Origin of the sequence: Hymenobacter edaphi (assembly GCF_003258365.1) — a bacterium.
Lineage (GTDB): Bacteria > Bacteroidota > Bacteroidia > Cytophagales > Hymenobacteraceae > Solirubrum > Solirubrum edaphi.
The window spans coordinates 1-13,750 of sequence record NZ_QHKM01000007.1; the positions used below are offsets into that span (position 1 = coordinate 1).

The 13,750-nt window shown below is 65.7% G+C and carries 11 protein-coding genes and 1 pseudogene; 8 read left to right on the plus strand and 4 right to left on the minus strand.

Annotation, left to right across the window (positions count from 1 at the left end; genetic code table 11):
- Positions 1-315 precede the first annotated feature (315 nt).
- The 3 genes and pseudogenes from DLM85_RS26355 to arfB all read left to right on the plus strand — a co-directional run.
- A pseudogene (locus tag DLM85_RS26355) lies at positions 316-510 on the plus strand (nuclear transport factor 2 family protein); the annotation flags it as partial.
- A 265-nt stretch (positions 511-775) separates the two neighbouring features.
- The gene (locus tag DLM85_RS18725; protein ID WP_207891060.1) at positions 776-1,195 is read left to right on the plus strand and encodes a hypothetical protein; all 420 of its coding nucleotides are present in this window, start codon (positions 776-778) and stop codon (positions 1,193-1,195) included.
- Positions 1,196-1,278: 83 nt separating this feature from the next.
- Positions 1,279-1,686, plus strand: coding sequence for an alternative ribosome rescue aminoacyl-tRNA hydrolase ArfB (arfB, locus tag DLM85_RS18730; RefSeq protein WP_111479707.1), 408 nt, complete (start codon positions 1,279-1,281; stop codon positions 1,684-1,686).
- A gap of 11 nt (positions 1,687-1,697) precedes the next feature.
- Here the strand turns inward: arfB and DLM85_RS18735 are convergent, their stop codons facing one another.
- Together DLM85_RS18735 and mgtE are read right to left on the minus strand one after the other, a co-directional pair.
- Positions 1,698-2,423 (minus strand): hypothetical protein, encoded by a 726-nt coding sequence (locus DLM85_RS18735; RefSeq protein WP_111479708.1) that lies wholly within the window; start codon positions 2,421-2,423, stop codon positions 1,698-1,700.
- A gap of 63 nt (positions 2,424-2,486) precedes the next feature.
- Positions 2,487-3,878 carry a magnesium transporter gene (gene mgtE, locus DLM85_RS18740; protein WP_111479709.1) on the minus strand — a complete coding sequence of 464 codons (1,392 nt, stop codon included), beginning with the start codon at positions 3,876-3,878 and terminating at the stop codon, positions 2,487-2,489.
- A 422-nt stretch (positions 3,879-4,300) separates the two neighbouring features.
- Here mgtE and DLM85_RS18745 point away from each other — a divergent pair, with 422 nt between their 5' ends.
- The 4 genes from DLM85_RS18745 (at position 4,301) to DLM85_RS18760 (ending at position 8,873) form a co-directional block, all read left to right on the plus strand.
- Positions 4,301-5,158: a cyanophycinase gene (locus DLM85_RS18745; RefSeq protein ID WP_111479710.1), complete on the plus strand. Its 858-nt coding sequence runs from the start codon at positions 4,301-4,303 to the stop codon at positions 5,156-5,158.
- Between the two features lie 155 nt (positions 5,159-5,313).
- Positions 5,314-6,591, plus strand: coding sequence for an OmpP1/FadL family transporter (locus DLM85_RS18750; RefSeq protein ID WP_111479711.1), 1,278 nt, complete (start codon positions 5,314-5,316; stop codon positions 6,589-6,591).
- Between the two features lie 25 nt (positions 6,592-6,616).
- Positions 6,617-8,104 carry an SGNH/GDSL hydrolase family protein gene (locus tag DLM85_RS18755; protein ID WP_111479712.1) on the plus strand — a complete coding sequence of 496 codons (1,488 nt, stop codon included), beginning with the start codon at positions 6,617-6,619 and terminating at the stop codon, positions 8,102-8,104.
- A gap of 277 nt (positions 8,105-8,381) precedes the next feature.
- Complete coding sequence (locus DLM85_RS18760) at positions 8,382-8,873, plus strand: hypothetical protein (RefSeq protein WP_111479713.1); 492 nt, start codon at positions 8,382-8,384, stop codon at positions 8,871-8,873.
- A 93-nt stretch (positions 8,874-8,966) separates the two neighbouring features.
- Here DLM85_RS18760 and DLM85_RS18765 read toward each other — a convergent pair whose 3' ends face one another.
- Positions 8,967-9,953 carry a YpdA family putative bacillithiol disulfide reductase gene (locus DLM85_RS18765; RefSeq protein WP_111479714.1) on the minus strand — a complete coding sequence of 329 codons (987 nt, stop codon included), beginning with the start codon at positions 9,951-9,953 and terminating at the stop codon, positions 8,967-8,969.
- A gap of 285 nt (positions 9,954-10,238) precedes the next feature.
- Here DLM85_RS18765 and DLM85_RS18770 point away from each other — a divergent pair, with 285 nt between their 5' ends.
- Entirely contained in the window at positions 10,239-10,706 is a 468-nt protein-coding gene (locus DLM85_RS18770; RefSeq protein ID WP_111479715.1) for a lipocalin family protein, read from the plus strand.
- 73 nt (positions 10,707-10,779) lie between these two features.
- On the opposite strand, the gene polA is transcribed toward DLM85_RS18770, so the two are convergent.
- Positions 10,780-13,668, minus strand: a complete 2,889-nt coding sequence (gene polA / locus DLM85_RS18775) for a DNA polymerase I (RefSeq protein WP_111479716.1) — start codon at positions 13,666-13,668, stop codon at positions 10,780-10,782.
- Positions 13,669-13,750: the final 82 nt, after the last annotated feature.

Consider the following 13,750-nt stretch of genomic DNA (forward strand, 5'->3'; position numbering starts at 1 on the left):
AGGCCAGGTGGGGGAGGCGGGAGGTTTTCATAGGCAAAGGTTGAATGGGATATTCAAGGTAGCAGATGTTGGCAATACCGCCACCCGTTGCCTGGCTGGCTCCGGTAATTGGTATAGCGTCACCGGTAGCCGGTGCGGGCGGCGCCCGCGGTGGGCCCGGAGCGGGCCACTTCGGGCGCCGCCCGCACCGGTTTGCGCCGGCGGCAGCGGTTTTTTCGTGAGCTTTGGGCCCACGCTCAGCCCGCTGCCATGACGCCCAACGAAGAACTGCTGCACCGCTTCTACCAGGCGTTTCAGCGCCGCGACGCCGCCGGCATGGCGGCCTGCTACCACCCGGAGGCCACCTTCGAGGACGCCGCTTTCCGGCTGCAGGGCGCCGAAATCGGGCTGATGTGGCGCATGCTCTGTGAGCGGGGCAAAGATTTGCGCCTGAGCTACAACGACATCCGGGCCGATGAGCAGCAGGGCTCGGCCACCTGGGACGCGCACTATACCTTCTCGCAGACCGGCCGACGGGTGCACAACCACATCCGGGCGCACTTCACCTTTCAGGACGGCCGCATCCTGACCCACCACGACCAGTTCAGCTTCTGGCGCTGGTCGCGGCAGGCGCTGGGGCCGGTGGGCTGGCTGCTGGGCTGGTCGCCGTGGCTGCAGCGGCAGGTGCGGGCCAAGGCTCAACAAGGCCTGCTGCAGTTTCGCACGCTGCGCGCCCTGTAGCAACGGTTGCCGCTGACGGCCGACCCAACCGGCCGTTCTGCGTATTTCGCCGATGATGCTGCTTTTGCTACTCAACCTGGCCGTAACGGCCTACCTCACCGGCGTCATCTGGACGGTGCAGCTGGTGCATTACCCCGGCTTTGCGCTGGTGCCGGCCGCCGGCTTTCCGGCGTTTCACCAAGCCCATCTGAAGCGCATGGGCTGGGTGGTGATGGCGCCGATGGTGGCCGAGCTGCTGCTGGCGGGCGCCTGGGCCTGGCAGGCGCGCACCGGGCCGGCGTACGGGGCGCTGGCGCTGGTCGGGTTTATCTGGGCCGTGACGTTTGGGGTATCGGTGCCGCTGCACCGGCAGCTCGCCGGCGGCTGGAGCTACGCCGCCGTGTACGGGCTGGTGCGCACCAACTGGCTGCGTACCCTGGCCTGGACGCTGCGCCTCGGCCTGCTGGGCTGGGTGCTGCTGCACCTGTTGCCCTGAGCAAGTCCCGGAAAGCCCGAACTTGCGCAACCCGGCGCGGCCCCGGCCGCGTAGCCGTCCTTCATTCTCCGCCCTGCCTCCGTATGCTTCCGCCCCTCGACGCCTTTTTGCCCGAACTCCAGTACCAGACCGCCCGCAGCAGCGGCCCGGGCGGACAAAACGTGAACAAGGTCGAAAGCAAGGTGGAGCTGCGCTTCCGCGTGGCCGATTCGGCCGTGCTCACGGACGAGCAGAAGCAGCGCCTGCTGGAAAAGCTGGCCTCGAAGCTGACCCTGGAAGGCGAGCTGCTGGTGACTTCGCAGGAAGACCGCAGCCAGGGCCGCAACAAGGAGCTGGCCCAGCAGAAGTTCTACGAGCTGCTGACCAAGGCCCTGCACCGCCCCAAGCCCCGCAAAGCCACCAAGCCCAGCAAAGGCGCCGTGCGCAAACGCCTGGAAAGCAAGAAGAAGCACGGCGACAAGAAGTCGAACCGCGGCCGGGTGGACTACTAGCGCGCCGCCGGCTAGTTCAGATCAAGCCCGAACAGGATGCCGAACCAGGGCCGGTGCTGGTAAATCCAGCGCTGCCCGTCGGGGCCCAGCAGGTGGTCGACGCCCACGGCCAGGCCCACGTTGAACACCCGGGCATCGAAAATGCCGGCCGCGCCCGCGTGCATTACAAAGCCTTCGTACTCGGGGCCGGGCGTTTGCCGGGTCACGTCGCCGGTGATGAAGGTGGAGCCCAGCCCCACGAAGCCGCCGTAGCCGAAGCCCGTAGCCCGAATGGCCGGCACGACGCGCCCACCCGGGCCGCGGTAGGTGCTGAGGCGGTAGAAATCCAGGCGCCGGCCGAAATACAGCGCCCCGTTGAAGTTGGTATTCAGCTGCACCGGCACCCCGGCCCGCGCCGGCCGCACCTTAAACGGGATGGTAAACACGTCGACGTCGAAGCGGCGGGCCTGCAGCGTGACGTAGCGGCGCAGCGGCAGCTGGTAAAAGCGCTGCGTCGGGGCCGAGTCCGGAGCGGTTTGGTGGTCTAGGCGCAGTGTGTCGCCCAGCTGGTAGACCTGGTTCAGCTCCCGCCACGGCACGGCGGCGCGCAGGCTGGGGTCGTCGGTGGCCCATACCGTGTACTGGCCCGCCGGCAATTGCGTCACTTGGGTGAGGTTGCCCACGGTGGCGCAGCCGCTCAGCAGGGCGGCGGTGGCGGGGCCCAGGGCGGCGGCACGAAACCAGCAGCGGCGCGGCATGCGAGAACAGGGAAGGGGAGTGGTACCAGAACCGGCAGGCCCGGCAGCCGCGGGGCGCCGCCGCTACAGCAGCGTGCCCGACAGCACCGCCGTGGCCACCGAAAAGTAAATAATCAGCCCGGTCACGTCGACCAGCGTGGCCACAAAGGGCGCCGAAGCCGTGGCCGGGTCCAGGCCCAGGCGCTTGAGCAGCATCGGCAGCATGGCCCCGGAGAGGGCACCCCAGAGCACGATGCCCAGCAGCGAAATGCCCACCGTGATGGCAATCAGTTGCCAGTACTCGCCGAAGTAGCCCGGGTCGATGACGGTGGCCCAGAGCACGATGCGCAGCGAGCCGACCACGCCCAGAATGGCGCCCAGCAGCAGGCCCGACGCCAGTTCGCGGCGCATCACCATCCACCAGTCGCTCAGCGTAAACTCGCCCAGCGACATAGCGCGGATAATCAGCGAGGTGGCCTGCGAGCCGGCGTTGCCCCCGGCCGAAATGATGAGCGGAATAAACAGCCCGAGCACGGCGGCGCGCTGCAAGTCGTCCTCGAAGTGGTGCATGGCCGAAGTGGTGAGCATCTCGCCCAGCAGCAGAATCACCAGCCAGCCGGCCCGCTTGCGCACCATCTGCCAGATCGAGGTGGCCAGGTAGGGCTCGTCCAGAGCCTCCGAACCACCCAGCTTCTGGATGTCCTCGGTGTCTTCTTCTTCCCGGATGGCCAGGATGTCGTCAATCGTGACGATGCCGAAGAGCACGCCTTCCTCGTTGACCACCGGCAGGGCGGTCCGGTCGTTGCGCCGAAACACGTCGATAACCTCTTCCTGGTCCTGCATGGCCTGCAGCCGCACGAAGCGGCGGTCCATCAGCTCGCTCACGCGCTGCTCGGGCTGGGCGAAGAGAAACTCGCGGATGCGGATGTCGTCGATGAGCACGCCGCGCTCGTCGATGACGTACACCACGCTCACCGTTTCCGAGCCCGAGCCGTGCTCCCGGATGTAGCCGAACACCTGCTGCACCGTCCAGTCCTCGCGCACGGCGATGTAGTCGGGCGTCATCAGGCGGCCCACCGAGTATTCGGGGTAGCCCAGCAGCTCCAGCGTCACGCGCCGCTCCTTTTCCGAGAGGGTCTGAATCAGCTCCCGCACCAGGTCGTCGGGCAGAAACTCCAGCAGGGCGGTGCGGTCGTCCGGCGACATCTCGTTGAGGATGTCGGCAATGCGCTCCTGCGAGAGGCTTTCGAGGAAGTGGCGCTGCACCTCCAGGTCCAGAAACTCAAATACTTCCGTGGCCCGCGTGAGCGGCAGCAGCCGAAAGATGATCAGCTGGTCCTGCTCCGTCCGCTCCTCGATCAGCTCCACCAGTTCCGGCGTGTCAAGACTTCGCAATAGCTTCTTGAGGCGAAACAAGTCGCGCTGTTCGAGCAGGTCCGGAATTTGGGCCAGGGCCAGTTGCTGTTGCGTGGTCATAAAACGGCGGCAATGAAGGTGTTTCGCTAGGCAAAACGGGGTTTGGTGAAAGGGCGCGCAAAAGTAGTTTTTGCCTCCCGGATTTGGAACGGACCCGGCCGAATTCCGGCCCGCCGCGGCCGATTTTTTTTAGGTTACCGCTCGGGGCGCGGCGCAGCGGCTGCGGACTCAACCGTAGCCCGCGCATTTACGTGCGGGGTGGCCGCCCGCCGCCCCGCAAAAACCACTGGTTCAGCCGGGTGCTGCCCGGCAGGACAACGGCTTGCCGCCGGCGCAACGCGGAGGGGGGCCGCGGCCCCCCTCCGCGTTGCGCCGGCGCGGAATGGTGCCGCGCGCCGGCATACGCAGCCTTATTGGGCCCGGCCACGTAGCTTTGGCCGCTGCCATGCCCGAGCCGGTGGCTGGCTTTCCGCGTTTTGCCTATGCCCCCAGTTCGTACCCTGCCCCAAGGCACCGCCCTGCTCCTCGGCGGCGGCGACGACGACGCGCTGCTGGCCCTGCTCTGCGAGCGGCTCTCGCCCCACGCCGGCCCGGTGGAGGTGGTAACCACCGCCGCCACCCGCCGCCGCGTCAAGACCGGCCGCGCCTACGTCGACGGGCTGCTGGAGCTGGGCTGCGGCCGGGCGCAGCACTTGCGCGTCGACGAGCACAACCCCGCCGACCGGCCCGCCACCCTGCGGCGCCTGCACCGCGCCGGCGCCGTGTTCTTCACCGGCGGCGACCAGGAACTCATCACCGAGCACTGGCTGCGCACGCCCGCCCTGGAGGTGCTGCGCCACCGCTTTTACCACGACCCGGCCTTCGTGCTGGCTGGCACCAGCGCCGGTGCCTCGGTCGTGTCGGCCAGCATGATTGTGGCCGGGCACGGGGCCCGCTCGCTCACCAAGGGCGGTATGCACACCGCGCCGGGCTTCGGTCTGCTGCCCCACGTGATTGTCGATCAGCACTTTGCCGAGCGCGGCCGCTTTGGGCGGCTGGCCCACGCCGTGCTGCAGCACCCGGCCGCCATCGGGCTGGGACTGGGCCAGGAAACGGGCGTTATCGTTGAGGGCGGGCGGCACCTGCAGGTGTTCGGCGACGGGGTGGTGATGGTGGTGGATGGGCGGCAGGTGCGCAACGACAACCTGGGCCGCATCGGGCGCGGTGAGCCGGTGGCGGGCGAAAACCTGCGCGTGCACCTGCTGGTGGCCGGGCGCCGGCTGGACCTGCGCACCCACCGCGTGCTGCCCGCCGAAACCGACGAAACGCCCGGGGAAGCGGCCCGGGGCACAGCCGAATGATTTACATGCGGATAATGGTATTTTCACCAGCTTTGCGCCCGGTATAGTAATTACTCACTTTGGGAGCCGAAATACTCGGCATGCCGCCTTGTTTGTTGACGGCAACCTCCTACATTTAGCTCACACAACCCCCTTTTCCCTTTTTTCCTTTGGGTATGAACCTAAAACAACTACTCCTCGCCGGGGGCGCCCTGCTGGGAACCACCGTCGCACAGGCGGGCGGGTTCCAGGTTACGCTGGCCGGGCAGAAGAACAACGGCATGGGCGGCGTCGGCACCGGCCTGGCGCTGGATCAGGCTTCCATGTTCTACAACCCGGGTGCGCTGGCCATGGTGCGCGAGCGGGGCGTGCAGGTCGGCGTAAACGCGACGATGGCCCGCCAGGTCTTCCGCTCGCAATACGCGCAGTACAACAGCTTCGACCGGCAGCTGGACAACACCGTGACCACGCCCTTCAACGTGTACGCCGGCTTCGGGCCCACCGAGGGCAAGTGGCGCGCGGGCATTGCCGTATACACCCCCTTCGGCTCCAAGCTCGACTACGGCTACAACTGGGAGGGCCGCTTCTCGCTGACGGAAATCGACCTGAAATCCGTTTTTGTGCAGCCCACCGTGAGCTACGCCATTACCGATAAGCTCAGCGTGGGCGCGGGCCTGGTGGTGTTTGCCTACGGCGCGGTGAACCTGCAGCGCGACATTCCGGTGCAGAACGCCACCGACGGGCAGTTTGGCCACATCGAGCTCGACGGCAAGGCCGACCAGAAAATCGGCTACAACGTGGGCATTTACTACAAGCCCCTCGACAAGGTGAGCATCGGCCTGAGCTACCGCTCGCAGATCGACGCGCAGGTGAAGGGCGGCGACGTGACCTTCTCCAACCTGCCCAACAGCGCGGTGGTGGCCAGCCGCTTTACGGCCAGCAAGTTCGACGTGACGCTGCCGCTGCCGGCTACCGCCAACCTCGGCATCGGCGTGATGCCCAGCGAGAAGCTGACCATCGGCTTCGACGTGAACTACGCCCAGTGGAGCAAGTACGAAAAGCTGGAATTCACCTTCGACCAGCCGGTTAACGGCTCGACGAGCAGCGCCTCGGTGCGCGACTACAAAAACTCGTTCACCTTCCGCCTCGGCGGCCAGTACCAGGTCACCGACGCCTTCACCGTGCGCGCCGGCGGCAGCTTCGACCAGTCGCCGGTGAAAGACGGCTACGTGACGCCCGAAACGCCCGACGCCAACCGCCTCGGCGCCACCGCGGGCCTGAGCTACAAGTTCGGGGAGCATTTCGGAGTGGACCTCTCCACGCAGTTCGTCAGCCTCAAGAAGCGCACCCAGACGCAGGCCGAGCTGGAAGCCAACGGCACCACCGACCGCGTGGCCGGCACCTACAAGACGAACATCGTCATTCCGGGCATCGGGCTGAACTACACCTTCTAATACCAGACTTTCCGACGTTCATCCCATGAACACGTTTCTGAAATATTCCTCGTCGGCGCTGCTGCTGGGCCTTGGCCTGGCCGGCTGCCAGCCCGAAATGCACTCCCCCAAGTACGACCAGGGCACGGCCGACTTCTCCAAATACATTGCCGTCGGCAACTCGCTCACCGCCGGCTTCAGCGACGGGGGCCTGTACCTGGAAGGCCAGGTCAACTCCTACCCGAAGATTCTCTCGGAGCAGTTTGCCCGCGTGGGCGGCGGTGCGTTTCCGCAGGCTTACTTCTCCGATGCGCAATCGAACGGCTCGGGCTACCTGCGCCTGGTGGGCTTCACCAGCCCCGCCCCGCCCGATGAGCCCTCGCCCATCACGGCCAACGTGACGACGGGCCTGGCCGTGCGCGGCGTGGTGAACACGCGCACCAACCCGCTCCAGCCGGTGTATACCCGCGTGGGCGCCACCGAGACGTACAACAACTACGGCGTGCCGGGCATCCGCATGGCCGACGTGGAAACGGCGGGCTACGGCAACGTGGCCAGCACGGGCGGCACCATTTTGAACCCGACGCCGATTTTCAACCCCTACTTCGAGCGCCTGCTGCCGGCCAGCACCAACGACACTTACCGGCAGCGCGTGGTGGCGGCCAACCCGACGTTCTTCACCTACTGGCTGGGCAACAACGACGTGCTGGGCTACGCCACCTCGGGCGGCGTATCGGGCATCACGCCCACCACCACCTTCACCGACCTCAACAGCCGCTTCCTCGACGACCTGACGGCCCGGGGGGCCAAGGGCGTGGTGGCCACGATTCCGGACGTGACGACGATTCCGTTCTTCACCACCGTGGGCCCCACGTTCCGCCGCTCCCTCACGCGCAAGACCGTGCCGGGCGTGGTCATCACCACCGGCGGCTTCTCGCTCACCGGCCCCATTGCGCGCCGCAGCATTGCCACCACCGACATCAAAGACCCGGCACTGGGGGGCAACCAGCTGTTCACGCTCACGGCGGCGCCCTACCTGCCGCTGGTGGGCCTGCCCGGCGGCAAAGCCTGGCGCGACGTGTACGCCCAGCTGCGCCCCAACTTCCCGCCCACCATCACGCTGGGCCTTTTCCTGACCAGCCAGGGCATCGACACGCTGCAGGCGTTCGGCGTATCGGGGGGCAACCCCATCCCGACCACCCTGGTGCTCGACGACACGGAGCAGGGCGTGGCCCGCACGGCTACCACCGAGTTCAACAACGCGCTGCGTAGCAAGGCAGGCGCCAAGGGCCTGGCGGTGTTCGACTCGAACACGTTCTTCTCGGGCGTGGCCCAGACCGGCTTCGTCACCAACGGCGTGACCAACACGGCCAGCTTCATCACCGGCAACCTGTTCTCGCTCGATGGCGTGCACCCCACGCCCCGCGGCTACGCGGTCATTGCCAACGAGATGATCAAGGCCATCAATGCCCAGTACGGCGCGTCGATTCCCTTCGTCAACCCCAACGCCTACCGCGGCGTGCGCATTCCCTAGCGCCCGTTGCCGGCTAGCTCATCCGAGCCCCGCGCTGCCCCGAGCAGCGCGGGGCTTTTTGTTGGCCGCCGGGCAAATCAGTTGTTTGGTAGTGAGGTGGTTGATCGGGAAAAGCCGTGGGGCCTAACACGTAGATGTGATGCGGCGGGGGTGAATTTCTGCTAAGGGCAGCAGGGTTGTATGCTTGGTATAACCTATTCGTGTCTGGGTAAAATGCTGCTGCGCCGGCCGGGCGGCGTAACATTGCATCACAATTCAACGCCACTTCCCAACCGCTATGAAAACCCTTCGTTTCCCCCTGCTGCTGGCTTTGGCCGGTACCGCCCTGTTCGCCCCGTCCTGCACCGATAAGGACAAGGAAACCGTCAAGCCCAAAGCGCCGGCCGAGCTGCTCGTGGGCAAGGACTGGAAGCTGACGGCCTGCACCGTGAGCCCGGCCAAAACCACCACCGGCGGCCGCACCTCGGAGGACTACTACAACGACTTCATGCCCAGCTACGACCGCGACGACCTGCTGCGCTTCGAGAAGCCCAACACCTTCCGCCAGGACGAAGGCCCGACGCGCGCCCCGGGCAACACGACCCACCAGGCCTACAACGGCACATGGTCGTTGACCGACGGCGACAAGGTGCTGCGGACCCAGGCCGAGGTGCTGGGCAGCAGCAGCTACGACGTGGTCGAGCTCAGCGAAAACACCCTGCGCACCTCCGGCTCGCGCACCGAGGGCACGACCCGCTACACGTACACCTACACGTTCACGAAGCAGTAAGGCCCGGTCCGGCCGTAAACGAAGGCGCCCCTGCCACGCGGCAGGGGCGCCTTCGTTTACGGCCGGTGCGCAATTCCCGCGGCCGCCGCGCCGTTAGTCGGGGGCCACGTGGGCGGCAATGACGCGGGCGTGGTGCCGGCCGTTTTCGATAAACCAGCGGCTGGTGTTCAGGCCGCCGCACACGGTGCCGGCCAGGTACACGCCGGGCCGGTTGGTTTCGAACGTGTCCGGGTTGTGGGTGGGGGTGCAGGCCGCATCGGGCTGGGTACTGATGCCGAGCACGTCCAGCAGGCGGTAATCGGGGCGGTAGCCGGTGAGGGCGTACACGTAGTCGGCGGGCACGGTGAGCGGGCCCGCAGGCGTGCGCAGCTCCACCTCGCCGGGGCGGATGGCCTGCACCGTGGTCTGGAAGTGCGCCTGAATGCGGCCTTCGGCAATGCGGTTAAGCAAATCGGGCCGGATCCAGTACTTCACCGAGGCGCTGACCTCGGCGCCGCGCACCACCAGCGTGGCCTGGGCCCCGGCGCGGGTGAGGGCCAGCGCGGCCTTGGCCGCCGAGTTCTTGGCCCCGATGACGACCACGCGCTGCCCGGCGTGCTGGTAGGGCTCCTTGTAGTAGTGGCTGACGTGGGGCAACTCCTCGCCGGGCACGTTCAGCAGCACCGGCACGTCGTAGAAGCCGGTGGCCACCACCACGTAGCGAGTACTGATGTCGCCTTTGTCGGTGACGACGCGGTACCGGCCCGGCTCCCCCTCCAGCCGCAGCACCCGCTCGTAGAGGCGCAGCGAGAGGTGTTCGGCGCGGGCCACGCGCTGGTAGTAGTCGAGGCCTTCCTCGCGGTGGGGCTTGTAGTTGGCCGTCACGAAGGGGTGGCCGCCGATTTCGAGCAGCTCGGGCGTGGAGAAGAACTCCATGTTGGTGGGGTAGCCGATCAGGGAGTTGACCAGCGCCCCTTTGTCGACGATGGTGACGCGCAGGCCGCGGCGCTGCAGCTCGATGGCGCAAGCCAGGCCCACGGGCCCGGCCCCGATGACGACGGCATCGGGGGCGGTGGGGGAGGAGGTGACGGGGATAGGCATACAACGACAATAAGCGCAAACCCGGCGCAGATGTTGCCGCCGCGCAGCCGCTCAGCGGGCTAGTTGGATAAGAGTGATTTGAAAAATTGGCTTTAAACGAGAAGTCAGAAAAAAAGTTCCCGCACGAGAAGAAAGTATGAACGGGATATAGCTATAACCGCGTAGTTTTGGACGGTCGAATTGTGTTATGTGGTTATTCATGGCTGTTAACCAACAGGTGCATAGCTAGATGCACACAGTTCGTCGTGTTTTATTTTTTTTCACTCCCTCCCCCCCCACTTTACCATGAAACGCATTTCCTTACTCGCTGCCGTCGCCGTCGCCTGCGTCTTCACCGCCTGCAAAAAGGACGAAGAGAAGCCCAAGTCGACCTCCGAGCTGCTGATGGCCAAAAGCTGGAAAATCACCGCCTACACCGAGCAGGTGGGTTCGGCCGCTGCCACCGATGAGTACGCCTCTGCCGATGCCTGCCTGAAGGACAACATCTACAAGTTCGAAGCCAGCAACAAATTCACCACCGACGAAGGCACCACCAAGTGCGACCCCACCGATCCGCAGTCGGTGTCGGGCAACTGGGCGCTGACCAACAGCGACAAGACCCTGACGGCCGTGGCCGTGGACCAGGCCACCTTCACCAGCTTCGAGCTGACGGGTTCCATCGACGAAATCAGCGCCTCGAAGTTCGTGCTGTCGGAGTCGGAAACGGCGGGCGGCACCACCACGGTATCGAAAACCACCTTCACGGCCCAGTAAGGACCTGACGGCATTGACAACGCCCCGCTCCACGGTTGTGGTAGCGGGGCGTTGTGCGTTGCGGGGGGCGGGCTTAGTGCGCTTCCAGCCAGTTCGCGCCCGTCCCGATTTCCACTTCCAGCGGCACCTGCATGGGCAGGGCGTTGGCCATCAACTCCCGGATTTTGGGCTGGATGTGGGCCACCTCGTCCTTGGGTGCGTCGAACACCAGTTCGTCGTGCACCTGCAGAATCATGCGGGTGCGCAGCTTTTCCTGCTGCAGCCAGTCGTGAATGTGAATCATGGCCACCTTGATGATGTCGGCCGCCGTGCCCTGGATGGGGGCGTTGATGGCGTTGCGCTCGGTGTAGCCGCGCAGCGTGGCGTTGCGCGAGTTGATGTCACGCAAGTAGCGGCGGCGGCCCAGCAGCGTCTCGGCGTACTCCAGGTCGCGGGCCTTGCGGATGCTCTCGTCCATGTACTGCTTCACGGCCGGAAACTCCTGGAAGTAGGCCTCAATCAGCTCGGTGGCTTCCTTGCGGTTGATGTTTAGGCGCTGGGCCAGCCCGAAGGCCGAAATGCCGTAGATGATGCCGAAATTGGCCGTTTTGGCCTTGCGGCGCATGTCGGAGTCCACCTGGTCCAGCGGCACCTTGAAGATTTTGCTGGCCGTGCTCTGGTGAATATCGAGGCCCTGGCGGAACGACTCAATCATGGTCGGGTCCTGCGAAAACGAGGCCATGATGCGCAGCTCGATCTGGGAGTAGTCGGCCGCCACCAGCAGGTGGTCGGCATCCCGGGGCACGAAGGCGCGGCGGATTTCGCGGCCTTTCTCCGTCCGGATCGGAATGTTCTGCAGGTTGGGGTTGGTGCTGCTCAGGCGGCCGGTGGCGGCTACGGCCTGGTTGAAGCTGGTGTGAATGCGCCCGTCGACCTCGCACACCAGCTGGGGCAGCGCGTCCACGTAGGTGCTCTTGAGCTTGGTGAGCTGGCGGTATTCCAGAATCAGCGCGGCAATAGGGTGCTCGGCCGCCAGCAGGCTCAGCACTTCCTCGCCGGTGGCGTACTGGCCGGTTTTGGTCTTCTTGGGCTTGCCGCCCACCTGCAGCTTGTCGAAGAGCACTTCGCCGAGCTGCTTGGGCGAACCGATGTTGAACGGCTCCCCGCTGATGTTGAAAATCTGCTCCTCCGTCTCCGTGATGTAGCCCTGCAGAATCACGGAGTAGTCGGCCAGGGCCGAGGCGTCGATGCGGATGCCTTCGTACTCCACGTCGGCCAGCACCGGCACCAAGGGGTTTTCCACGTCGTTGAGCAGCGGCAGCAGGCCCTGCGCTTCCAGGCGCGGCTCAAACACGTGCTTGAGCTGCAGGGTCACGTCGGCGTCTTCGCAGGCGTAGTCCTTCACCTCGGCGGGCGGAATGTCGCCCATGGTTTTCTGGTTTTTGCCCTTGGGCCCGATCAGCTCTAGAATGCTGATGGGGGAGTAGTGCAGGTAGGTTTCGGCCAACACGTCCATGTTGTGGCGCATGTCGGGCTCCAGCAGGTAGTGGGCCAGCATGGTGTCGAACAGCGGGCCGCGCACCGTCACGCCGTAGTGCTTCAGGATGCTCAGGTCGTACTTGATGTTCTGCCCGATCTTGCGCACGTTTTCCGCGTCGAAAAAGGGCCGGAACTCATCCACGATGGCCTGGGCGGCCTCCTGGTCGTCGGGGCCCCAGGGCACGGGCACGTAGTAGGCCTCGCCCACGTGCCAGCTGAAGGAGAGGCCCACCAGCCGCGAGGTCATGGTGTCGAGCCCGGTGGTTTCGGTGTCGAAGCTGACTTCCTTTTGCTTCACCAGAAACTGCACCAGACTCTTGCGCGCCCCGGGCGTATCCACGAGGTGGTACTGGTGGGGCACGTCGCCCAGGGTGCGGCGCGAGCCTACAAACTCCGGCTCGTCCAGCTCGATTTCGTCGCCGTCGGCGCCTTCGGCGGCGCGCTGCACGGAGCCGTCGGCCGCGTCGAACAGGCCGGGGCCGCCGGGGCTGGCCGCTTTGGGCCGGCGGGCGCCGCGGGTAGCCCCGGCGGCGCCGGTGCCGGGGCGGGTGGCGCCGGCATCATCCAGGATGCGGGCGGCCAGCTGGCGGAATTCCAGCTCCTCGAACAGGGCCTTCAGGGCGTGGCCGTCGGGCTTCTCCAGCGAGAGTTCCTCGGCCCGGAACTCGATGGGGACCGAGGTGTGGATGGTGGCCAGCTCCTTGGACATCAGCCCCTGCTGGGCGTACTGCTCCACGTTTTCGCGCTGCTTGCCCTTGAGCTGGTCGGTGTTGGCCAGCAGATTTTCCACCGAGCCGAACTTCTCGATCAGCGCCTTGGCCGTCTTCTCGCCGATGCCCGGAATGCCCGGAATGTTGTCGGCGGCGTCGCCCATCAGCCCGAGGATGTCGATAACCTGCTCCACGCGCTCCACGCCGAACTTTTCCTTCACGCGCTCCACGTCCACCACTTCGGCCGCGTTGCCCATGAAGGCCGGGCGGTACTGCTTCACGTGCTCGGTCACCAGCTGGCAGTAGTCCTTGTCGGGCGTCATCATGTACACCTCGAAGCCCTCCTGCTCGGCCTTGCACGAGAGCGTGCCGATGACGTCGTCGGCCTCGTACCCGTCCACTTTCAGGATGGGAATGCGGAAGGCGGTGATAATCTGCTTGATGTAGGGGATGGCCACGCCGATGTCCTCGGGCATGGCCTGGCGGTGGGCCTTGTAGTCGGCGTACTGCTCGTGGCGGAAGGTTTTCTTGGCCGCGTCGAAGGCCACGCCGATGTGGGTGGGTTTTTCCTTCTGCAGCACCTCCACCAGCGTGTTGGTGAAGCCCAGAATGGCCCCGGTGTTCAGGCCTTTGGAGTTGATGCGCGGGTTTTTGCTGAACGCGAAGTGCGAGCGGTAAATCAGCGCGAAGGCGTCGAGCAGGAAAAGCTTGGGGCGGGCAGCGGTGTCGGACATGGTAAGGGCGAAAGTACAAGAAGCTGGCGCGGAATACCGCATTCGGTGCTAACCGGGTTGGCAAACCGGGCCCGGCGCGAAA